The following is a 23,371-nucleotide window of genomic DNA, read 5'->3' as shown; positions in this document are numbered from 1 at the left end:
ATAATCGTTCAGCAAAGGGCTTTTTCAGCGCTTATTTATTAATAAAATATAACCGTTGCTCGCCTTTAATCTTAATAACGCGTCATAACATCAAGCCAAGTTTGCCATGCCGGCGCAGTCGTTTTATTATTTGGAGTATTCTCTGATAGGTTGTCAAATTTGGCCAAGCGCAAGCTTACTTTATGCGGGTATGATTGATTCCTACTGACCTGTTTTTTAGCCTCAGTAGAACTGGTATCGATATCTGTATTAGCGCTGACACTAGTATCCGCATTAGGCGCTACGCTGACACATATCAGCTCATCGCGGCGAAATAGATGACAGTCAATATCATGCTGGGTAGTGGTTAAAGTAGCCAATTGCTTAGTGTCCGCCTTAATACCATCAAGGGCGACAATCACATCATTGGCTGATATGCCGGCTTTAGCAGACGGGCTACCACGCTGTACCCGATTCACTTTAAGCCCAGCTGGTGTCTCACTACAGCTCATACCCCAAGGAACATTTTTATCAGCGGTTTCTTTGTTATCAGCATGGATTTTAATGCCATTAACGGTGAGCAGTTTTTCAATGGGTAGCTCCTCTACCCCATTGACATAACGACTCTCAAAATCATCCCAGTCTGCTTCTGGCATAAACTGACTAATTACCGCGCCCATATCGGCACTACTGATACCAATGCGTTGATTATCATTTTGCTTGGCTTGAGTATAAAACGCCTTGACCACATCGAACAAGCGATAGCGACCGGCACTTTTTTGCAATAAGGTTAAGTCCAAACATAACGCTACCAGTGCCCCTTTATTATAATAACTAATCCCCGCGTTACCAGTATTTTCATCACTACGGTATAGTTTAATCCAAGCATCAAAACTTGACTCAGCGACACTTTGATGGGCTCGGCCATGCGTTTGGTAATAACGGTTTATTTGCTCAGCTAACAAGGTTAGATAACTTGGTTTATCGATCACACCGGAAGCTTGTAGCATAAAGTCATCAATGTACGAGGTAAAGCCTTCAAACACCCATAGCAGCGGGGTGAAGGCTTCTTTACGCAAATCAACCTCGAGCATCACATCGGGGCGCACGGTTTTGACCCACCACGCATGAAAATACTCATGGCTACACAAGCCTAAAAAACGCTGATAACCAGCACTTGGTAATTCAGGCTCATCAGTACGGGGTAAATCTCGGCGCGGGGTAATCAAGCTGGTCGAGTTGATATGTTCCAAACCACCATAATCTTGACCGCTGGCATAAGTCATAAAAGTGTAGTCATTAAACGGCGCATCGCCCAACCAGCTCAGATAAGTCTGACAAATCTGAGTCACATCTTGCTGTAAGCGTCCCATATTAGCGCTATGCTTGCCAGCAATAAAAAAGCGATGGCTCAGGGTCTGATGTGCATCATTTTGAATGATAAAATCAAACTTCTCTTGGATAGCAATCTCAAACGGATGATCAATCAGCTGATAATAATCGTCCGCTTGTAGACCATAGCCCTGTTGGTTGTCGCCATATTCACTAATACTTTGCAAATGACTGGCTTCAAGTCCACACGCCAGCATCGCATTGCTTGCCTCTTTATCTGCCAAAAATGCTGCTGGTACGATTAAGCTTACCTGTACAGGCGACTGTTCCTGCCCTTCAACTGCCAATGCTAATGAGGTAAAGTTACCGTACAGGCGCTGCTGATCGACATAAGCGGTACGTACTGATAAGTCATAACAATACACCTCATAAGAGACATTTAATGTTTGTCCTGCCTCAGCTTTTGGGAGCTGCCACGTATGTTTATCAATCTTTTGGGCACGATAGGATTCAGTGGGTGCATTATCGTCTTCTAATAAGTTTCCTTCTATTAAACGATAATGCACCGCCGTGATATGACGAGCAAATTCACGCATCAAATAACTGCCCGGAATCCATGCCGGTAACCAAAGCTGCGGCGCATCCATACCAGCAGTAAAGGTAAGCGTCACATCCACCAGATGCTCATTAAAGCGCACAAAATCGAGCCGGTAATTAATATCAGTAGTCGTCGCTACATCGTTTGTTTGGGATTTAGTCATGGTCAATTCTTATCATTGTATTTATCATTATGGTAGAAGTCCTAGGGCAAAAACGCAACTGGCAAACCATGAATAATCAATAACTGCCGTACTATCGTCTTAAAATGGCCATTTTTCTAATAATTAATATATTAATTGGCAATTTTTATGGTTTTTACCTTGAAAGTTATAACTGCCATCTCAATTAAAGATGCTAACTGTTAAAGTTACTCAAATAAACTGATGATAATTGACTAATGACATGGCTTTTTGGCTGGCTAATTGGCTTTTTGAGGTTTATTGCAACCGTATTTAAATTTTTATATAAATATATTTAGGATAATTTATGACTACTATCGCAAAAGATACCGCCGTCAAATTCAACTACACTCTAAAAGACGACGAAGGCAACGTACTTGACCAATCTCCAGAAGGTCAGCCACTTGCTTATTTGCATGGCCATAGCAACATCATTCCAGGTCTTGAGCAGCAATTAGAAGGCAAATCTGCTGGCGAAACAGTCAATGCAGTCGTTGAGCCTGCTGATGGCTACGGCGAATACCAAGAGCAAGCGGTACAACACGTACCACGTGATAACTTCCAAGGCGTTGATGATATCCAGCCTGGTATGCAATTTCAATCAGAAGCTGGCGGCCAAGTAATGTTAGTAACGGTTACTGACGTCAATGATGATGAAGTAATTGTTGATGCCAACCATCCATTAGCAGGCAAGCGTCTGACTTTCGATGTTGAAATCCAAGAAGTACGCGCAGCTACTGAAGACGAACTAAACCATGGTCACGTCCATGGTGCCGGCGGCGTTGATCACTAATTTATTGATTACTAAGCCGTTTAACACTAACTTTTACGCAATCGTATTATTGATTGTTAGCAAGAGTTTAGTGGCTAAGTTGATAAGACTGAACGGCTAAACCCAAAAAGGCCAGTAGCACTCATTGTCTACTGGCCTTTTTTTATGGCATAAATTCATGATGGCTTAAATTTATAATGAAACCTTTATACGATTATTATACGACTATTTGATTCAATTATAGTAAAAGTTATAAAGTCCAGATACAACAAAGCCGTGTAGTGACCAGCACTACACGGCTTTTATTACTAACTATCCTTGTTAATATAACAACTTACCTAATCCCGAAGTGAGTTATTATTAACAGGCATCCAGCCTTATCATCCATGATGAGCAATCAATCCCTGAAACAATCTATAAGCCATTTTTAAATACCAATCCCTAGTATCAATAAATAGTATCGTTAGACCGTGCAGTGAGTACATAATCGCAGATTTACCCTTGCTTAGTAAGAGGCTATAGCGTCATTGCATGTAAGCATATGCTTACGTTAAACTCTCGGCTGCTTATTCTCTACGGTATCAGTACTTAACGTCTATAACTTATCTTGAGGACTGACACTAACTTTCGGTTCAGCGCTCAGCATCAGATAAGCGGCCTCATTAATATAAGCTTCATCCTCTGGCAGTTGCGGGCGCTCACGTGCTTTCATTTTGCTACGTTCTTCGAACTTGGCATCCATTGCCGCCTGATACGTATTCCAATTGGAATAAAGGGTCTCACCAGTAGCTTTTAGACGTTGATTTTCGGCTTCTAATGAACGCTTTTCAACCAGCTTCATTTTGGCACGACGACTGTTGATATCAAGGTTGATTGGGGTTTTTCCATCTTCCATATCGCGAATCATATTAAGCGCTGATAAGTAGACAAATTGTGGGTTTTTCTGCTGGCGGATCTTGGACTGCTGGTTCAGTGTCGCTAGCGTATTAGCAGTAAATTTACCTTCGGGCTTATAAGGCGCGGTCTTAATAGTGTCCCAAGGTAGCGCTTTTTTCTGAGCGCGCTCACCAAAGGTGGCATCATCATAGATATTGACCAACTTGACATCAGGAACAACACCTTTATTTTGCGTACTACCGCCGGTGATACGGTAAAATTTGCGTTGGGTCAATGTTGCTGAACCCAGTGCTAAGTTGTCCAGCTGGATTTGTGCCGAACCTTTACCAGTAGTGGTGTTACCGACGACCAGTCCACGACCATAATCCTGTATGGCGGCAGCAAAAATCTCACTAGCAGACGCAGAAGCTAGATTGGTCAAGACGACCACCTTGCCTTTATACAATTGCTGACCACCATCGTCATCGCGGTAAACTTGAACATTGCCGCGATTATCACGGATTTGTACTAGGGGGCCACTCTTAATAAATAAACCAAGCATTTTGGCCACTTCATCTAATGATCCGCCAGGGTTATTACGCAAATCAACCACTAGACCATCGATATTTTGTTTGTTTAATTCTTTTAGAGCGCGCTCAGTATCAATGCTGACACTGCGATACTCTTCGCCATTACGGCGCGCACGATAGTTCAGATAAAAGCTTGGAATCTCAAGCACACCTATGCGTTTTGGGCTCGCATCGATATTAGGACGCTGGATTTCAACCACTCGCTGGGTGACGCCAGATTCTTCTTGCTCGATAACATCACGCACTACAGTCACCGTACGGGCACTGGCGTCTGGGGTATTAGGCTGACGTACCTTTAGGGTAACTGAGGTACCGCGCTTACCGCGAATCAGGCCAACAATTTCACGTGTTGACCAACCCACTACGTCAACCATCGTCTTGCCGTCTTTGGCAATACCAACAATTAAGTCATTAGGTTTGATTTGTCCCCCTTTTGACGCCGGACCACCATCGACTAAGGTCACAATACGCGTATAGTTTGGGTCTTTGCGATCAGGACGGATAGAAACGCCAATCCCTTCTAACTGTAAGCTTGACTGACTTTGCAGCTCAGCCGCTTGAATAGGCGCATAATAGTTACTGTGCGGATCATAAGTGAGCATGGCCGTATTTAATACTGTCTCCATAATCTCATCGTCTTTAAACCGCTGCATCTGTCCTTGCTGACGGGACAAACGCTCGAGCAAAATCTCACTTGGCGTACGCTTATCATCACGCACCAAGTCTTGACCACGAGTGATATCCGGATTGTCTAAGAATACTTTTTCTTTGGCTTTTTCGTCTTCTTGGCCTAAGGTGATGCTTATCAACTGGAACTTTAACTGCCGTACCCAATAGTCACGCTGGGATTTTTTGGTCTTAAAATGACCCAATTTTTCGCGGTCAAGAATAATGGTCTCTTTACTGGTCAAATCGATTTCAGATTTAAGCATTTTTGTAGACATCTCAAAATACTCATGGGAGCGCTTGCGATAACGCTCAAAGATATCCACTCCTGCGGATAAATCGCCACGTTTTAGGCGATTACCAAACTCGCTACCGTATTTCTCTTTAAACTCATCAACATCAGATTGCAAAAATAAAGTGTGATTCGGATCAAGGTTGTCGATATACATCGATAGGATTTCATTGCCCATCTTACTATCAAGCGGCTGGTTTAAATAATGGCTGCGGTCTAATAATGCCGCAACCTGCCGGGCAGTCAGTTGTTGTTCAGGGGTCTGCACGAAGCCATCAGTATCGGGGTTTGCCACCGCAGTACCATAGCTTTGCGTAAGAATAAGTCCAGCGACGCCCACTGACGCCACACTGAGTAACCACTGCGCGGGTTGTTTTTTCATCGTATACACCTAATTGTTGTCAGTTGTGCTCTTAATTTATGATCTTAACTCATGGTTTTAAGTTACAGATAAATATCTAACTATAGTTGCTTGCGGTCTGTCTTTAATAAGATTATAAAGTTAATTTTTATCGCTATAATTATAATAGTTGATAAGTAGGAACTTTAATAACTATGGTTAATAGCCACGACATTTATCTCAGCTTGCCGTAAATAGCGACACATGCCGCCGATAGTCGGTTATTAAAAGGCCGTTAATATTAGCACGGTTATTTATACCGCACTGTCTCAAACTGTATAAACAATCTTACACGCTACGCCTACACATACCAAACTTTCTGTCATACTTATTATGATTCATTACGGGATAGCTGGTTATGAATGAGCCGCTCCCTTATTAACTAGTGATTGAGCAAACCCACTCGCTGAATCAACTGCCAAGTTATGCTCAACGACCAATAGCTGACATAATAGGATTATGGTCACGAAGTAAGACTGAATTTATTTATGGTCTTCGTTTGCCAATCAAGCTCACCCGATAGCAGTGTATAACACTATAAGGAACATGCAATGTATGGCGTCTTAATGATTGATATTGGTAGTACCGCACTGACAGCTGAAGATGTCAGCTTAATCAAGCAAGCACAAGTTGGCGGAGTAATACTCTTTGCACGCAACGTAGCAGATGCCGCTCAAGTTCGCGAGCTATGCGACGAAATTCGCTATCATAACCCTGATATCCTCATCGGTGTCGACCAAGAAGGTGGACGGGTAGCAAGACTGCGCAAGGGTTTTACTAAGCTACCAGCAATGGGCAAGCTTGGTGAGCTATTCTCTCATGACCCCAATCGGGCGCTGACTTGCGCCTATGATTGTGGCTATCTGATGGCGACTGAAGTATTAGCAGTTGGGATAGATCTGAGCTTTGCACCAGTCCTTGATACTAATGGTTTAAGCCAAGTTATTGGTGATCGCAGCTTTCATAAAGACCCGCAAGTTATTGTCGCTCTAGCTTCTCAGTTGATGCGAGGGATGAAAGCTGCCGGCATGGCCACAACCGGTAAGCATTTTCCCGGTCATGGTGCTATTGCCCCAGACTCGCATGTGGCAGAAGCCATCGATGATCGCAGCTTAGATGAGATTATGAACAGCGATATGCAGCCCTTTATACAGACGCTACCATGGCTTGATGCTTTGATGCCGGCACACGTTATTTTTTCACAAGTGGATAATAAACCTGCGGGGTTTTCCAAAATTTGGCTACAAGATATTTTAAGAAAACAGCTAAAGTTCGACGGCGTATTATTCTCTGATGACTTGTCCATGGCAGGCGCACAAGCGGCAGGTGACATTAGCGCACGCGTAAATGCCGCTATTAAAGCTGGCTGCGATATAGCGCTGGTATGCAATGATAGAATTGCCGCTCACGAAGCGGCCGAAGCAGCGCAAGACTTACCTTATCCCAATCAAAGTCGCATCAAAACTATGCGCGGAAAAATTCCAATGTGGCAAGGTAATCTGCAGTCGACATGCCAGCAGTTCGAGCATTGGCAGCAAGCCAAAGACAATGTTATGCAAAATTTTTTTAACCCTCTATCCGAGACATTGCTAACTGATACCAGTGTTAAGCCGAAAGATTCTAATATTGATAAAGAAGACCCTACTGCGTATAAATAGTAGGGTCTTCTAGACGATAATAACTGATATATTGCAATAACTCATATACTTCAATACGCATAAAAAAACCGCACCTTATCAAAGATGCGGTCTTTTATTAGATACGATTTATTTAAGCTTTAATCAAATAAACATTTTATAGATTATTCGCTTTTGGGTCAAGTTCAGTACCACGACTAGGATCGTCCAAATCTGGTAGCAAATCATCATTGTTACTGTCTGTAGGATTCAAGTCTGGATCAAACTTGTTGTTAGCAGCTGGAATCGAGCTTCTAGGCGCTGGCGTAGCCATGTCAGTCGATGTACGATCATCGCTGTCTGGCATTATGTCATCATTATCGCTATCTAATGGGTTCAAATCAGGATCAGATGAGTTTCCACCACCAAGCGTCGCGATATTAGCACCTTCATTATTCATAGCAGACTCGTCATAAACAGTAAACTCGATACGACGGTTACGGAAACGGCCCTGTTCAGTTGAATTATCCGCGATAGGGTCAGTCTCACCCATACCTTTAGTCATCAATTTACTAGCATCGGCGCCTTGTGACACCATATAGTCTTTCATGGACTGAGCACGTTCTTGTGATAACTTCATATTGTAGTCGGCACTAGCAGTTTTATCAGTATGACCGATAATCATCAGCTCCATCTCTGGAACTTGTTCCATCAGTTTTACAGCACGATCAAGGAACTGCTTGTTCTCGTCAGGAATAATTGCTTTATCTACTTGGAAGTTAACAACTTGTAAACTAAGCGCACGAGCAACATCGCGTGGGTCTGGATTGTCACCAAGATTATTCATAGCAGTATCTGTAGCCACTAAACTGTCATCAATCTCTTTTTGTATATCTAATGGACCTTCTGCGACAACATTCATTCCTGGCGCCGCTGCTTGGATATCAGCTACTAATTGCTGAAGCGCTGCGTCATCAGGAGCATTAACGACGATTTCATCATCTTTAATGATCATGCTAGCGTTGGGAACGTTCTTGATGATAGGTAAGATAGAAGCAAGCTGGGCTGCTGCTGGCATGTTCATCGCGAAGTTATCGTCGACATCAGCGCGGCACTTACTGGCTTCATCACCAAAGGTGGTATTCATAGCATTCATGACTGTAGTTTGAAGTGCTTCATCACCGACATTCATGCGGCAAGCATATAGCGTATTGGCTTCTTCACCAGTAGCAATACGTAGCGATGCAGGCTCAACAGCGGACGCTACAGCGGTTTGATTGTCACTGTCAACACCTTGTTCTTGTGTGGCAGCTGGCGTAGCGACAGGTTCAGGATTGTCTTGGCAACCTCTGAGTAAAGCCCAAGCCAATGCCCCTAAAATAATCAGACCAATGATCGGCAACAACGCTTTCATGAAGCCGCTTTTTTCTTCTACTTCTTCATGATGTAGCGGTGCCATACTTGTGGTGTCAGAAATACGCTCTCCCGCAGGAGCTGCAGCGACCATCCCAGCAGGAACAACAGTACTTGCCCATGCAGGAATATGATGCTGATAATTAGCTTTATTATCATTTAAGAATTGTGGTACAGGCGTGGTACCCGCGAGGCTTTTAATCTCATGATAGGCTAAAGGAGCCGCCATCGTCACCAGACCGCGCGCTGCAGTGGCGTCTACATTATGTTCGGCAGCAAGTTCGCGTGAGATGCTATCGCGTTGGCTACTCTCAGTCCATACCCGATCATAAAAACCTTGGTCGTCCTGAGCAATATTTTCATTAGCAAAACGGCTATGAGTGTCCTTGTCCGCTAAACGCGCGGCAAAAATAGCATAAAACTGTTCAAGTAAATTTTTCTTAGCGGGGGTGCTGTCATCTCCAAGTACTGCTGGGCTGACCGTTCGGGTTAAATGACTGATAATATCCATAATATACTTCCTCCGATTATAATTGTTTGATTCTTATCCTTAATGTCTTATTAATTACAGTTTGCAGTAAGTAATAAATAAGGACAAGAAGGTATTACTTATTTTATAAAACTGGTCGATTTAGTAAGATTAATAGGTTTTATAACAAACGCCACTTAGTAACTTCTATCACAAAACTGCCTAACGAAACTACTTAATGAGACTATGATTCAAATACTAATAACTTCCGTGAAGATTACGATGCGTTTAATATATTTATATTATTAATATTTTTAGTTCTTATGTTTCGATAAGTATAGATAAAAACTAGTGGTAAAAATACTAGGGTCTTATACCTCTAATTGATTGCCTGCTAATCAAGCTATCTAACTTACTCATTATAAAAGCAATTGGTCGTCCATCACAACAAACCTGCTGTTGTGTAAATGATACGGTAGGTAATGTTTCAGTTGCAACACGTAACCACAGCTGCTTTATACTACGAATGAATAACATAATAGCTAAACATGATGAATAAAATTTATGAGTGGGCATTATAAGTACAATATCTTTTGTTGTAAGAGCTGCTTACTTTTGAATAAATACAGTTTGTTTGATAATAAATATAGAAAATCAAATCAAGTGATCACTCATAAACTCAATATAGACAGGTGTGACACTTAACAATGCCAATTTAACTAAGCTTCATTCATAAAACCCAGCTGGTTGAATGAAGCCAAGCTAATGAAACGATATCGGACTACATGATATCTTATTATTAACGTTCGCTATTTTCTATAAGTAGTACAAAATAGATCTTGGCCTCGATACCGCTACTGGGTTATTGGACGCCCACCTTGGGCAGGCTCTGAAATGATGGTGTTATTAGCAATGGCGTCCACTTCAGCTTGCGACATCTGTCTTGGATTTTGGGTAGGCTGATTATTTTGTGATTGATTATTATTAATATTATTGCTACTGCCGTTATTGCCATTATTAAGACTACTTTGCGGTTGTGGTGGCGGCGGTGTTTCAAAATTGCTGTTATTGCTAGCAAGTGGCGGATTGGGCTGATTGGTAATCATATTATTATTACTGGTAATGGGGGCACTGCCGTTGTTTGGCATAGCGCCATTATTATTGTAATTCTCATTGTTATAGTCGTCGTTATTATAGTTACCATTATTATTATAAGTTTCGTCGTAAGTATTGGCGGGCGGCTGCGCGTTGGTAGCAGGTATGGCGGAGGTAATATTCATCGCTGGTACTAAAGTATGCATTTCAATAAGTAGATTCTGTAATAACATCTCATCCGGCCCCTCTATGCTCATACTGTCATTTTGCAGTTGCAAGCGCGAGAATGGGGCGGTTCTCATCAGGGTCAAAACATTGGGTAGCGTTTCTATATTTATATTCGCCAGCGTAGTAGCAACCTCTTGTTGCACGGTCAACTCACAGATATTGGCCTGCTCACCAAAGCTCGAATTCAGTGCTCGCCTGAGTGCTGCCTCCAAACTCGCATCACCGACGGTTGCCGAACAGCTATATAAGTTACCGTCGTTATCAACGACCACAATCAATTGCGCTGGGTTCAATACTTGTACCGGTGCGACTGCTTCAATTTCTGGTGTGGTTACGACAGGAGCGATAGCGATTGGCTCTACCGGTTCTACTTCGTTGGGTTTGATAACGAACGCCCAAAATAGGACAATCGCACCCAAGGCCAACGCTAACAGTGATAGACGTATCAATAAATCATTGCGCTGGTTACGGCGGCGTACCTCTCCTATACCCTCAATGGTTCGGCTCTCAGGTGAGCGATAGTCTGAAGGGTTGGCATGGATAGCACCCGTGGTATCGGTATTAGTAGTATTGATAGTATCATCTGCGGTTACTTGCCCATCCCTGCCTTCGACAATCACTGGCACTCCATCAGCGCCGAGTATTTGCCCAGCAGCGGCCGTTACATTAGGCACTTTGCTGTTATCATAAATAAGCGCATCAGATACTAGTGCGGGTTCTTCTACCACTACCGCCACAACAGGCGATATAACAGCTGACGTCCAAACTGGTAAATACTGACGAATAATTGGCTGTTGCACTTGCAAAAATGCCGGTAAAAACTGACCATTCGCCAAGTTTCTAAGCTCTTGATACGCTAAAGGGGCGGCGTTTATCAACAGCTGCCCCGTTTCGGTCTCAGCTATATGGTGGGTCGTTGCCAGCTCTTGAATCAATAAATGACGCTGACTGGGCTGTTCCCAAAGCTGCTCAAACAATGGGCTGCTAGTGACTGCCGGTTCCATGTGACTGGTGGGATCATTACGTTGTAGCTGAGTGTACACTTCCGGTTCTGCCAAACGTGTGACCAAAATCGCATAAAATTGCTCAAGTAAGCTAACGTGCGCCACGCTACTATTAGTGCCTAATACCGCAGGAGTCACTATTTTTTCGAGTTGATCAATAACGTTCATAAATACGGCCTTTACCGGCGTTAATTATAAAAGCAAAAATTTTGCAAAATGGTTAAAAAATTAAAACTAATCACCATGATTAACCTTGCTGATGAGTAAATAAAGCAGTGCACAAGTCAATCACAAAAAATGCTTAAGGTATATATACTTAATGCATTAAATTCGGCCTTAATAGAACTTAATTTGTATGGGTATGTAAATTCTATTGATGCATGATTGTGGTTTGACTTTAATGTATCTAAGATAATAGATAAACACTCCCGCAGCGTTTACGCTACTATTTATCTAAAATTTTAATTTAGCTGTTATTTTAATTAACAGCTACTGTGTTAATAACTATTATTTATGAGCTGTTATTCAGCTGTAATCATTAGGTTTTTAATGCCTTTATCTATCAGACTTGGCTTGAGGATTATTCTTTGTTGAACCACACGACCCTTATTATTATTATCACAGTTATCGTGAGCTTATTGGCGTGGCAAAATAAGGCGCTGTTCAACCGGTTAATTTTCTATCCGCCAGCTGTCGCCGGTGGTCAATGGGATCGCTTTGTGACCCATGGCTTTATTCATGCCGATAGCATGCACTTGCTGTTTAATATGTTTACCTTATACTTCTTTGGTCGTGCTATTGAAGGATTATATCGGCAGTTCTTGGGCGGTTATGGCTTTGTGGTCTTTTACGTGTTGGCCATTATTATTGCAATGATTCCAAGCTACATTAAGAATAAAAACAGCGCTAGCTATTTAAGCCTCGGTGCATCGGGCGGTGTCTCGGCAGTGCTATTTGCCTTTATTTTATTAGCGCCGTGGGAGACCCTTTATTTGTTTGCCATTGTTCCTATTCCCGCAATATTATTTGCAGTGGCTTATGTGGCGTATAGTATCTATGCCAATAAGCGTGGTGGCTCGAATATTAACCATATGGCACATTTATGGGGCGGAGCGTTCGGGATTATCGCAACTATTGTATTGCAACCGCAAGTCCTGCCACACTTTATTAATGCACTATTATCACCCAGCTTCTAGAAGGTACTTTTTTAAGCACTTTCTAAATTTGATAACAACTTATAATTTTTGATGACAACTTATGATTATAGATATTATTGGTGATATTCACGGTTATGCTGATAAGTTAACCGGCCTGCTGAAACAATTAGGCTATGTCCATAATGGTAAGTGTTTTATGCCACCAGACGGACATCGGGCGTTATTCATTGGCGATTTAATTGATCGCGGCTTACAGCAATTGGCGACCCTTGAGATTGTTTTTGCGATGCTCGATGCAGGAGTTGCTGAGGCTGTTATGGGCAATCATGAATACAATGCGCTGGCCTTTGCCACCCTTGACCCACATCATAACAATAGCCAGCCTGCGCGTTATTTACGCTCGCATAATGAGGTGCATGTGCGCCAACATAAGGCGTTTTTGGCTGAAATTCCGTTTGGCTCAGAAGCGCATCAATATTGGCTACGGCGCTTTTATGAGATTCCATTATGGCTTGAGACTGACTATGGTTGTTTTGTCCATGCTTGCTGGGATGTGGATAGCATGGCAGTGCTACAGCCTTTACTAACGGCTGATAACTGTCTGACGCCTGAAGTGCTTATCATGACTGCCCAGAAAAACTCTCCACCTCATGAAGCGTTAGAGCGCGTGCTAAAAGGGGTGGAAACTGCCTTACCTGAAGGCATGGTGATGGTTGATAAAGATGGCGCTGAACGCTCGCAAGTTCGGGTACGCTGGTGGCTGGACGATTTAAATACGAGACCAATTCACGAAATTGCTCGTGCACCCAGCTCAGGAATGGCGCAAATTCCAAAAGATGCTATGGCTGAAAATATCGACTTTGCCTTAAAAACCTATAAGCCCGTGTTTGTTGGTCATTATTGGCTCACAGGAAACCCTGAACCGCTCAGTATTCAAGTAATATGTACTGATTATTCAGCCGCGGTTGATAGTGGCTACTTGACTTGCTATCAACTAGATACTTCTGAACCTCTGCCCCTCAATGCCGCTAACTTTGTACAATATCGCCACGATTAAGCCCCAGCTATTGGAGCATTGAGCAAGCTCATTTGTAAGCACAATAATAAGCTACGAAGGAAACTTGGCTTTACGGCGATGGTAAAATTTTTGTATGATGGTCTTTTTAAGGATATTGAATCATGAGCTCCGCACCTACTGGACAACCTGAACCTATCACTTCTCCTACCGGTAAACCAAAGGTCGGTATCATTATGGGCTCGCAGTCTGATTGGGCAACCATGCATGTTGCAGCGCAATTACTGGCCGACTTCGATATCGCTTTTGAATGCGAAGTGGTGTCTGCGCATCGAACGCCCGATAGATTATTTGACTATGCTAAAGGCGCAAAAGACAGCGGCCTGCAAGTCATCATCGCAGGGGCTGGCGGCGCGGCGCATTTGCCAGGAATGTGCGCCAGTCAAACCCCACTGCCAGTATTAGGCGTGCCGGTAAAATCCTCAATGCTGAGCGGCTGGGATAGTTTACTATCTATCGTACAAATGCCTAAAGGCATCGCTGTCGGCACATTAGCTATTGGATCAGCAGGTGCTTATAACGCTGCCCTCCTCGCTATTCAAATATTAGCGTTGCACGACAATTTAATTGCTACTCAGCTTCACAATCTGCGCGAAGACCAAACCAAAACTATTCTAGCCAGCCCAACGCCTGGTATCGTTAATTATTGATAATTAAATACAAGCCGTGCAAATGACAATTTTTTATTAATATAACTATTATTTCAGCGCAGACAGTTTTAATTTAAACCTTCTTAACTTGATATTTCTTAACAGATAGGTTTTACTAAATACGAGGTGCATACAATGCACCTTTTCCTATTTTAACGCCTCTTACAATTGCACAAATCGCAACTTTCCAAATTGTATTTGTTCAAATGACTCAATTTGTATTTGTTCAAATGACTCAATCCATTGCCAACTCAAAGAGCCCGCCATGACTACAGCCAACGCTTATCCTATTACCCAAACCATTCGTACTATCGGTATCTTAGGCGGTGGTCAACTCGGTATGATGCTCGCCGAAGCCGCCCTGCCACTCGGCTATCAATGTGTATTTTTAGAAGACAATGTCAGTTGCCCCGCCAGTCTTTACGGCCGCGTATTTAGTAGCACGCAGTTAGATGGTTTCATTGCCGCCGCCGACGTGTTTACCTTAGAGTTTGAAAACACCCCAACCGCAACCGTTAAGCAGCTGGCTAAGTTGTCCCAGTCAAACGTAAAAAGTACAGGCACAAAAAGTACCGACAGCAAACAAGGAATGTTTCCACCGCCCATCGCCCTTGAGATTGCCCAAGACCGCTTAAAAGAAAAGCAGATGTTTAATGAGTTAGATATTGCCACTGTACCTTTTATCGCAGTCAGTACGCAGGCCGAACTCCAGCAGGCTTGCGAGACTTTAGGCTTGCCTATCGTCCTCAAAACCAGTCGCGGTGGTTATGATGGCAAAGGTCAATTTATCATCTGCGAGGACAGTGATATCAAAGCGGCATGGCAAAACCTAAAAGATGCCGTCGGTGGTAAAGGCAGTCTGACCACAACGCCTGCACCATTAATTGCCGAAGGTTTTATTAACTTCAACCGAGAAGTGTCTATCATTGCGGCGCGTGCACAAGACGGTACGGTACGCTGTTATGATTTGGTTGAAAACCATCACTATCATGGTATCCTTGCTAAGACCCAAGCGCCATCGGTGGGTACCAGTCATTTATTCCAGCAAGCACGAGAGGCGATAACCACAGTGATGAATCGTCTCGATTACGTCGGCGTCATGGCCTTAGAGCTGTTCGTGACTAAAGACGCCCGCGGGAATGACTATTTGCTAGCCAATGAGATCGCTCCGCGAGTGCACAACTCAGGACATTGGAGTATTGAAGGTGCGATTACCAGTCAATTTGAGAACCATATTCGTGCCGTAGTAGGACTGCCATTAGGCGATACCGACAACGTCCACCCCTCCATTATGATCAATGTCTTGGGACAATATCCTGATATCAGCGCGGTGCTTGCTATCGATGGCATACATTATCATAGCTATCATAAGGAAGAGCGTAACGACCGTAAAATCGCGCATATTACCTTAATGCCTAATGATGTGGCTGATTTAGAATCTGCGTTGGCAAAGCTGATTGCGGTGTTACCTAACAAGGTTGGTCTCGATAAAACAAGCACAGCGATAGACATTGATGTCTCTAAGCTTGATAGCACAGGCGATGCTGCAAGCCAAAACGCTGAAGAAGTTGAAGCTGAACTTAATACTGCAAAGGAAACAGCATCTTCAACACCTGCTACAAACAGCAAGGCCAAACAAGATAGCAATCATAAGGCAAAGAAATAATGCAAATTTGGGTTGATGCTGATGCCGTGCCACTGATTGCTAAAGACTTGATTATCAAGACTGCTGAGCGTACACAAACGGTGGCGATATTCGTCGCCAATCAACCGATTAAGCTGCGTAAGTCGCCGTTATTGATCATGACCGTAGTACCCCAAGGCTTTGATAAGGCCGATGATTATATCGTTGAGCATATTCAAGCGGGTGATTTGGCCATCACTAGTGATATTCCATTGGCCAATGATATTCTGGATAAAGGCGGTAAAGTATTAACCACCCGCGGTGTTATTTATGATAAAAACAATATCAAACAAAAGCTGAATATGCGCGACTTTATGGATACCATGCGCGGTACTGGCGTGTTAGAGCTACAGCAGATGAGTGGGCAAAAACCTTATGGTGACCGTGATAAAAAAGCTTTTGCCGATGGCCTCAATAGCCTTGTACGTTGATAGTTAGTTTTTGAAGTCTTTCTTGCAAAGCTTATACACTCTGCAACTAAACATCATCTAAGTCGCACGCTTCATAACCTAGTAGCTGTCCTATTATTGTTATCGTATGTTCAATCGTTAACTATCAATTATCAAGAATGATAGTTGCAAACATCGAAAACACATTAATAATAATAGGAAACATGATGAAAATTTTAGTGATTGGCGCAAGTGGTCGTGTCGGCAGTGATTTGGTTGAGAAGCTATTAGCGGTTAACCATCAAGTCATCGGTACTACCCGTCAGGACAAACAGTTATTTGATGCAGATAATTATTCGCAATTGAATTTAGATATTACTGCTGATAAAGATGACATTCAAAGTCAAATGGATGACGATATCGATGCTGTTTATTTTGTGGCGGGTTCTGGCGGTAAAGAAGTGTTAGAAGTCGATTTGCATGGTGCAGTCAAAACTATGCAAGCGGCGCAAGATAAAGGTATTACCCGTTATATTATGCTGAGCACCGTATTCTCACTGGATACCAAAAAATGGGACAACTCTGCCATTGCTGATCTAAAAGGTTATTACATCGGCAAACATTATGCAGACGAATGGCTGGTTAATGACAGTACGCTTAATTATACCCTCGTACAAGCCGGCGCATTAAAAGAGCGTGCGGGCACGGGTAAAATTACGGTCAATAGTCCTGAGGCTGGTGAAAATGCCATTGCGGATGTGGCAGCGACCTTAGTAGCGGTATTAAGTGCTGATAGTGCTAGTAAGAAAGTCTTTCACATTCAAAATGGTGAGACACCAATTAAAGAAGCAGTCGCAGACTTATAAGGAAGCGGTTGCCAACTTATTATATAGGGAAGTTTCCCTAACAGTTTTTAGTTAAAGAAAAAGCGGACAAGTTAATAAGCTTGTCCGCTTTTTTATTGCAGCTTGTATTATAAAGTAATTTATAGCACAGGCTGCAAAACAAGCTATCAGGCTAAACCGCTGGGAAAGGTAATCACCTCTTGCACAGATATTACTCCTGCAATCACCATAAGTAGCCTATCGATACCAACGGCGATACCGCTACAAGGGGGCAGGTCATCACAAGCAGCAAGCAAGTGTTCATCAATGGGCATTGGTGCTAGATTATGGCGGCGACGTAATACATTGTCTTGCTCAAAGCGCTGTCGTAATGCCTGTCCATCGGCCAGCTCATCATAAGCGTTGGCAATCTCAATACCATCGATATAGAGCTCAAAGCGCTTAGCGACCAGATTACCGTCCTTATCAAGGGCGGTTTTTGCTAATGCAGCAGTGGCAGGTGGATAATCAATAATTAATGTCGGCAAGTCATGACCTAAATTAGGCTCCACAGCATGACTGAATAATAAATCTAGCCAGCTTTGACGGCTGTCTTCTTTATCACCATTAAAGCCTTCTTCTATGCCAAAATCAAACCCTGTCAAACCTTTATCTACAGCCACCGCCTGTAGCGCATCAATACTGGCTGTCAGTGGATGAATACCCACAAAGTCCATAAAGGCATCGATATAACGATAATGGTTCGTCACTAACGGATAGCCATATAACACTTCTAATAGCGCACCTAGCTCGTTTGCAAGCTCAGTTAAGCTATAATGCGGCTGATACCATTCCAGCATCGTAAATTCAATATTATGCCGAGACCCTATCTCGTTATCACGGAATACTGGACAAATCTGATAGATGGCTACTTGCCAATCAGCCAGCACCCGCTTCATAGCAAATTCAGGAGAGGTATGCAGATAGTAAGTTGTCGGCTTATCTTGATAAGTTACTTGCGCACTAACTGATTGTAAGAAGGTATCCGTATTGCCAGCTTGCGACAGTAGTGGCGTCTGTACTTCTAATACTTGTCGCATAGCAAAGAACTGGCGAATATCACGCAGCATTTTTGCACGCTTACGCGCCATCGTTAGGCTCATTGTTGGCGCGTACGACACTCCATTAAGATAGGGTTTAAAGGCATTATTATCTTGAGTCATATCACTCTACATATCTTGTCTATTACAAACTATTATCAAGCAGTCATTAAAATTGCCATTCACGGCGCAAATGATAATCGCGACGCAATTGGTCAAAATCTGCCCCACTAACCTGTCCGTCAGTTACTTTTGCACGTAGCAATTTATCATCTTGCATGATGTCATAAAACTTAATCAGCCTATCCGGATATTCCTTGAGCTCAGACCATAAATACATATTGACCGGTAACAAGTTATGCATAGATTGCGCAGGCGTTACGTCAAATTCTTCACATAACGCATCATAGACCATTTGCGTACCGCGTAGCTTACCCTCTAAAGTGTAACCAGCAATATGCGGGGTGGCAATGGTCAGTTTCGACAATAACTGCTCAGCGATTTGTGGTTCATGTTCGAAGACATCAAGTACCACTTGCCGTGCAGTTTGGTCTATATTCACCTCTAAAGCTGTGGCATCAACAACCGGACCACGGGCGCTATTAATTAATAACGTATCGGCTGGCATTGCATCTAACGCAGCCACACCGATCAAATGCCGCGTTGGGTAAGCGCTACTGTTCCGTCCTTCTGCATTGGTTAACGGAACATGTAAACTAATAGCATCGCTTTGGCTAATGACCTCATCGAAGCTGGCATTATTAAACGTTGATGCTGGCAATAACGGATCATAACCAAGTACCTGCCAGCCCAAATCAGCGGCGTATTGTGCCAATGTGCTGCCAATATTACCCAGTCCGATAATGCCTAAAACTAAAGGCTGCTGCCAATATCGCGGACGCAAGGTTAAAATTGCTGCGAGTACATATTGCGCGACTGAATGCTTGCTACAACCAGCGGCATTAGCAAAAGTGATATTGCGCTCAGATAAATAGGCTTGATCAACGTGGTCAGTGCCGATGGTGGCAGATCCAACAAAGCGTACACTCTGATTATCTATTAATAATTCAGCATTAACGGGGGTTACAGAACGTATTAATAGCACGTCTGGCTGCAATTCGGAGAGCAGTTGGGCAGTGATATCGCGCCCTGCTACGGTGACAATATTGACGGCCTGCGCCGTGTCTTGTCCGAGCGTCTGCGCATTAAAAAACTCATCAAGGCTGGCAATATTACTGTCAGCGATAATAGTCAGCGTACGCCCTGCTTTTATATCTTTAGAATTATTATTTCTGGTAAGTAGACCGCTGTTAAAGGCATTGACGTCAGTCATATTAGGCATGGTTGAGCACCTCACTTGGTAGGAGTTTATATTTATTATAATAGTTAATAAGTACGGGGATGCAAGTAATTCTAACCTATTACGAGGTTAGCGGCCGTCTTCGGCACGATTAACCTCTGTGCTGTCATCAGAATCTAGAGTGTTGTCGGAAACTGGCGGCTGAACTTGATTGTCGGTTAATAGCACTTTTTTTGGGGCAAAAACCTCACCCTTATGTTGCGAGATCCATTCGCGCCAGACCGCAAGCCCAATAGCCAATACCACAGGCCCAATGAATAGGCCAACGAAGCCAAACGCTGTGAGACCACCAAGTACGCCAATAAAAATAATAATAAACGGAATCTTGGTAGCACCACTAATGACCATAGGTCGAATCAAATTATCTACCCAACTAATTACCAACATGCCCCATAATGCAAGTCCAATCCCCTCTGTCGTATGACCTTGACTCAGTAGCCAAATAGAGACCGCTCCCCATGCAAACGGCGCCCCAAAGGGTATCAACGCCACCACAAAGGTCACCATAGTCAATAGAATAGGACTCGGTGCGCCGGAGAAATAATAACCAACCCCTGCAAATAATGCCTGCGCTAATGCCGCCAGTCCAATGCCATACACCACCGCACGCATTGTCGTACCCACTGAATCAATATAACCATCGATACGGTTACCGATGATATTGCGTAGTGCTTGGCGGATTTGACGAATTAGGCTGGTGCCATCACGATAAAAGAAAAACAGCGTCATTAGCGCCATCCCAAGCTTCGCCAAGTTACTGAACACCACATCCAATGCCACCTTGCCATAATATAAGTGTGACTGAATCCACGCACGAACTACTTCAAGCGTGCCTTCAGGATTTTCATTGATTTGCGATAGAATGTCTTTGACTTGCCGACCGACGATGGGCAAATCTTTAATAGAGTCGGGCACGTCCACGTAGCCCATTTTAACGCGATAAATCAAGTTAGTAATGAGGCCTAGCGCTTCTTGCTGCAAAACAAAGAGGCCAATAACGAGTGGCACTCCAATAATTAAAGCAATGCTTACCGTCATAATAGCCGCACTAAAGCTCGAACTGAGTCTTACCTTTTTATGAAAAAACGTATAAATTGGAAAGGTAACATAAGCCAAAATCGCCGCCCACAAAGCCGGTATTATGAAAAACCGTCCCACTTGAAAACATAAAATAAATAATACAACTAATAGGCTAATCGCCAGCAAGCGCTGAATAATAAACTCTTTTGTCCAGTCTTCCATCATAGCTTGTTAACCAACCATTGATAGCAAAGACGAGAGTGCTTTTGCTATAAAATTTATAAATATAGGGGCATCAATAACATAAAACAGTCAAACCCTACCATTCCTGCCATTATAGACGCTAGCTAGTTAGAAAGGCCTAACCGTTAACATCAATTATGCAATAAGATATAACAAATAAATAATACTATGTTGTAATTTTTACTTACAATTTTATTTAGCTCGAACCCTGTGTTAATAAGCTTAGACTCAGCCCTTCGAAGTGAGTGAGTGCTTTTTTTCTTAACTATTTGAACTGGCCAGTGAGGCGAGTAAAACACCGCTGCGTTCTCGTTGACTTAATAATTAATGTTATACTAATGGTATTATTTTGCATTTTTGAATGTCATTAGACATATTTTTAATCCTAATTTGAATACGTAGCTCAAACAAGATTTTAGCGGCCGTGTTGCTGCGGAATATTATCGCCTACACGTTTTCTAGATTTAACGTTCAACACTGTGGTTTATATTAATAACCTAATAACTTAATTGAAAACTCAACTTAATTATACAAACAACTTAATTGGACACCTGCTTTCGATTCATCGTGCATAGTCATGTTTGAACGACAATCCAGCGTTATCCACCAAATTTTAAATGATATATTGATAGGAACAATAACAATGTCAAAAGACAATGATACTTCTAATATTACTGTGACCAATGATGTGAGCGTGTCTCCTGATACCGTTACTTTTGCCTTAGCTCAATCGCACTTTTTAGTGGGCGATATCGCAGCTAACGTCGAAAAAATGCGCACGCTTGCCCTGCAAGCCCGTGCTCAAGGCACTGATGTCATCATCTTTCCGGAGTTGGCTTTATTAGGCTATCCACCGCAAGATTTATTGTTGCGCCCAAGTTTATCTGGTCGCGTCAAAAGCGCTCTATCCACTCTAAGCGATATCGAAGATATTGTCATGATTGTCGGTTATCCGCATGTCGATCATCACGGCACCTTTAACTCAGCGGCTATCCTGCATAACGGTCATCAAAAAGGCTTTTATCATAAGCAGTATCTACCCAATTACGGAGTATTTGATGAGCGCCGCTACTTCGATAAAGGTCGCAATCAAGTTTTATTTGACTATAAAGGCATTACCATTGGTCTACTCATCTGTGAAGATTTATGGGAAAAGAACCTCATTTCTGAGCTAAAACAGCAAGGCGCTGACCTTATCATTAGCTTAAATGCTTCGCCGTTTGAATTGAAAAAACAAGACGCGCGCAAGACTATGCTGGTAAAGCGTAGCCATGAGAACAAGTTACCGATTATTTATGTGAACGCAGTAGGCGGACAAGATGACCTGGTATTTGATGGGGGCTCGATGGCGGTACAGGCTGACGGTACTATCGCTCATGAAGCATCACGCTTTATGACTCAGCTTATGCTTGCCAGCTTAAACGTCGATACCTTTAAATTTAATGCTCAAGTTAAAGCGCCCCTGACATTAAGCCGTGAATCAGAGATGTACCAAGCGCTAGTCGTCGGCTTGCGTGATTATGTCAAGTATTCAGGATTTACCGGTGTTATTGTCGGCCTGTCCGGTGGTATTGATTCAGCGTTAACCTTATGTATCGCTGTCGATGCACTGGGCGCAGACAAAGTTTATGCCGTAATGATGCCATACGAATATACGTCGAAAATCAGTTTAGAAGACGCACAGGCGCAAGCACGCCGGTTGAATGTTTCTTATACGGTTTGCCCTATTTTTGACGCGGTCGAAGGTATTCGTCATACGCTAGCGCCTCTATTTAACAAGTCGCCGGCGGACACTACTGAAGAGAATATCCAAGCGCGCGCACGCGGCGTTATCTTAATGGCCTTGTCTAATAAGTTCGGACACTTGGTCATCACCACGGGTAACAAATCAGAGCTGGCCGTCGGTTATTCAACCCTTTATGGCGATATGGCTGGTGGTTTTGACGTGCTAAAAGACGTCTACAAGTCGCAGGTCTATGACTTGGCCAACTATCGCAACCGTTTAGAGGACACGCCTGTTATTCCTGAGCGCGTCATCACCCGTCCGCCATCTGCTGAGCTGCGTCCGGATCAAATTGACCAAGATAGCTTGCCAAATTATGACGTTCTCGATGGTATCCTCACTTTATATGTCGATGAAGACTTGGGCTATAAGGACATCATCGATAAAGGCTTCGATGCCCAGGTGGTCGCCAAAATCATCACTATGGTCGATAAGAGCGAACACAAACGCCGTCAAGCACCAATCGGTACCAAGATTAGCCATAAAGCCTTTGGTCGTGAGCGCCGTTATCCCTTGGTTAATAAATGGTCAATAAAAGGCTAAGCGTTAACGCCTGAACTAATTCCTTAAGCTTA

Annotated in this window: 16 protein-coding genes; 9 read left to right on the top strand and 7 right to left on the bottom strand. The window is 43.1% G+C overall.

From position 1 onward, the window contains the following. Nucleotides 1-71: 71 nt before the first annotated feature. Complete coding sequence (locus JMY06_RS05310; protein ID WP_201616849.1) at nt 72-2,072, bottom strand: M61 family metallopeptidase; 2,001 nt, start codon at nt 2,070-2,072, stop codon at nt 72-74. A 325-nt stretch (nt 2,073-2,397) separates the two neighbouring features. Here JMY06_RS05310 and JMY06_RS05305 point away from each other — a divergent pair, with 325 nt between their 5' ends. Further along, nucleotides 2,398-2,883, top strand: coding sequence for an FKBP-type peptidyl-prolyl cis-trans isomerase (locus JMY06_RS05305; RefSeq protein ID WP_201526491.1), 486 nt, complete (start codon nt 2,398-2,400; stop codon nt 2,881-2,883). 574 nt (nt 2,884-3,457) lie between these two features. Here JMY06_RS05305 and JMY06_RS05300 read toward each other — a convergent pair. Next, nucleotides 3,458-5,668 (bottom strand): carboxy terminal-processing peptidase, encoded by a 2,211-nt coding sequence (locus JMY06_RS05300; protein ID WP_201616847.1) that lies wholly within the window; start codon nt 5,666-5,668, stop codon nt 3,458-3,460. Between the two features lie 569 nt (nt 5,669-6,237). Here JMY06_RS05300 and nagZ point away from each other — a divergent pair. Further along, nucleotides 6,238-7,344: a beta-N-acetylhexosaminidase gene (gene nagZ / locus JMY06_RS05295; RefSeq protein WP_201526495.1), complete on the top strand. Its 1,107-nt coding sequence runs from the start codon at nt 6,238-6,240 to the stop codon at nt 7,342-7,344. Between the two features lie 136 nt (nt 7,345-7,480). Here nagZ and JMY06_RS05290 read toward each other — a convergent pair whose 3' ends face one another. After that, nucleotides 7,481-9,226, bottom strand: a complete 1,746-nt coding sequence (locus JMY06_RS05290; protein ID WP_201616845.1) for an OmpA family protein — start codon at nt 9,224-9,226, stop codon at nt 7,481-7,483. A gap of 812 nt (nt 9,227-10,038) precedes the next feature. Then, a complete protein-coding gene (locus JMY06_RS05285; RefSeq protein ID WP_201616844.1) occupies nt 10,039-11,679 on the bottom strand; it encodes a hypothetical protein in 1,641 nt (546 codons plus the stop codon). Nucleotides 11,680-12,098: 419 nt separating this feature from the next. Here JMY06_RS05285 and JMY06_RS05280 point away from each other — a divergent pair, with 419 nt between their 5' ends. From JMY06_RS05280 to JMY06_RS05255, 6 genes are all read left to right on the top strand, one after another. Then, the gene (locus JMY06_RS05280; RefSeq protein WP_201526507.1) at nt 12,099-12,707 is read left to right on the top strand and encodes a rhomboid family intramembrane serine protease; all 609 of its coding nucleotides are present in this window, start codon (nt 12,099-12,101) and stop codon (nt 12,705-12,707) included. 61 nt (nt 12,708-12,768) lie between these two features. Then, nucleotides 12,769-13,725, top strand: a complete 957-nt coding sequence (locus JMY06_RS05275) for a metallophosphoesterase (protein WP_201616842.1) — start codon at nt 12,769-12,771, stop codon at nt 13,723-13,725. Between the two features lie 122 nt (nt 13,726-13,847). After that, the gene (gene purE, locus JMY06_RS05270; RefSeq protein ID WP_201526511.1) at nt 13,848-14,393 is read left to right on the top strand and encodes a 5-(carboxyamino)imidazole ribonucleotide mutase; all 546 of its coding nucleotides are present in this window, start codon (nt 13,848-13,850) and stop codon (nt 14,391-14,393) included. Between the two features lie 265 nt (nt 14,394-14,658). After that, complete coding sequence (locus JMY06_RS05265) at nt 14,659-16,059, top strand: 5-(carboxyamino)imidazole ribonucleotide synthase (protein WP_201616836.1); 1,401 nt, start codon at nt 14,659-14,661, stop codon at nt 16,057-16,059. After that, nucleotides 16,059-16,508 (top strand): YaiI/YqxD family protein, encoded by a 450-nt coding sequence (locus JMY06_RS05260; RefSeq protein ID WP_201526514.1) that lies wholly within the window; start codon nt 16,059-16,061, stop codon nt 16,506-16,508. The genes JMY06_RS05265 and JMY06_RS05260 overlap by 1 nt, the downstream gene beginning before the upstream one ends. 182 nt (nt 16,509-16,690) lie before the next feature. Continuing rightward, nucleotides 16,691-17,332 (top strand): NAD(P)H-binding protein, encoded by a 642-nt coding sequence (locus JMY06_RS05255; RefSeq protein ID WP_227672182.1) that lies wholly within the window; start codon nt 16,691-16,693, stop codon nt 17,330-17,332. 146 nt (nt 17,333-17,478) lie between these two features. Here the strand turns inward: JMY06_RS05255 and epmA are convergent, their stop codons facing one another. The 3 genes from epmA to JMY06_RS05240 form a co-directional block, all read right to left on the bottom strand. After that, a complete protein-coding gene (epmA, locus tag JMY06_RS05250; RefSeq protein WP_201616835.1) occupies nt 17,479-18,513 on the bottom strand; it encodes an EF-P lysine aminoacylase EpmA in 1,035 nt (344 codons plus the stop codon). A 46-nt stretch (nt 18,514-18,559) separates the two neighbouring features. Next, nucleotides 18,560-19,732 (bottom strand): 4-phosphoerythronate dehydrogenase, encoded by a 1,173-nt coding sequence (locus JMY06_RS05245; RefSeq protein ID WP_227672181.1) that lies wholly within the window; start codon nt 19,730-19,732, stop codon nt 18,560-18,562. Nucleotides 19,733-19,819: 87 nt separating this feature from the next. Beyond that, nucleotides 19,820-20,995, bottom strand: a complete 1,176-nt coding sequence (locus JMY06_RS05240; protein WP_201616833.1) for an AI-2E family transporter — start codon at nt 20,993-20,995, stop codon at nt 19,820-19,822. Nucleotides 20,996-21,656: 661 nt separating this feature from the next. On the opposite strand from JMY06_RS05240, the gene JMY06_RS05235 reads away from it, so the two are divergent. Continuing rightward, nucleotides 21,657-23,339: an NAD+ synthase gene (locus JMY06_RS05235; protein ID WP_201616832.1), complete on the top strand. Its 1,683-nt coding sequence runs from the start codon at nt 21,657-21,659 to the stop codon at nt 23,337-23,339. Nucleotides 23,340-23,371 lie beyond the last annotated feature (32 nt).

Origin of the sequence: Psychrobacter urativorans (assembly GCF_904846675.1) — a bacterium.
Classification (GTDB): domain Bacteria; phylum Pseudomonadota; class Gammaproteobacteria; order Pseudomonadales; family Moraxellaceae; genus Psychrobacter; species Psychrobacter urativorans_B.
Note: the sequence above shows the minus strand (reverse complement) of the source record. Positions and strands in the feature narration are given on the sequence as shown.

Excerpts from the sequence above, each read along its gene's own strand:
- purE (WP_201526511.1), top strand. The coding sequence starts at position 13,848 with ATGAGCTCCGCACCTACTGGACAACCTGAACCTATCACTTCTCCTACC.
- JMY06_RS05275 (WP_201616842.1), top strand. The coding sequence starts at position 12,769 with ATGATTATAGATATTATTGGTGATATTCACGGTTATGCTGATAAGTTA.
- JMY06_RS05260 (WP_201526514.1), top strand. The coding sequence starts at position 16,059 with ATGCAAATTTGGGTTGATGCTGATGCCGTGCCACTGATTGCTAAAGAC.
- JMY06_RS05285 (WP_201616844.1), bottom strand. The coding sequence starts at position 11,679 with ATGAACGTTATTGATCAACTCGAAAAAATAGTGACTCCTGCGGTATTA.
- JMY06_RS05245 (WP_227672181.1), bottom strand. The coding sequence starts at position 19,732 with ATGCCTAATATGACTGACGTCAATGCCTTTAACAGCGGTCTACTTACC.
- JMY06_RS05310 (WP_201616849.1), bottom strand. The coding sequence starts at position 2,072 with ATGACTAAATCCCAAACAAACGATGTAGCGACGACTACTGATATTAAT.
- JMY06_RS05255 (WP_227672182.1), top strand. The coding sequence starts at position 16,691 with ATGATGAAAATTTTAGTGATTGGCGCAAGTGGTCGTGTCGGCAGTGAT.
- JMY06_RS05240 (WP_201616833.1), bottom strand. The coding sequence starts at position 20,995 with ATGATGGAAGACTGGACAAAAGAGTTTATTATTCAGCGCTTGCTGGCG.
- epmA (WP_201616835.1), bottom strand. The coding sequence starts at position 18,513 with ATGACTCAAGATAATAATGCCTTTAAACCCTATCTTAATGGAGTGTCG.
- JMY06_RS05300 (WP_201616847.1), bottom strand. The coding sequence starts at position 5,668 with ATGAAAAAACAACCCGCGCAGTGGTTACTCAGTGTGGCGTCAGTGGGC.
- JMY06_RS05290 (WP_201616845.1), bottom strand. The coding sequence starts at position 9,226 with ATGGATATTATCAGTCATTTAACCCGAACGGTCAGCCCAGCAGTACTT.
- JMY06_RS05305 (WP_201526491.1), top strand. The coding sequence starts at position 2,398 with ATGACTACTATCGCAAAAGATACCGCCGTCAAATTCAACTACACTCTA.
- nagZ (WP_201526495.1), top strand. The coding sequence starts at position 6,238 with ATGTATGGCGTCTTAATGATTGATATTGGTAGTACCGCACTGACAGCT.
- JMY06_RS05235 (WP_201616832.1), top strand. The coding sequence starts at position 21,657 with ATGTCAAAAGACAATGATACTTCTAATATTACTGTGACCAATGATGTG.
- JMY06_RS05265 (WP_201616836.1), top strand. The coding sequence starts at position 14,659 with ATGACTACAGCCAACGCTTATCCTATTACCCAAACCATTCGTACTATC.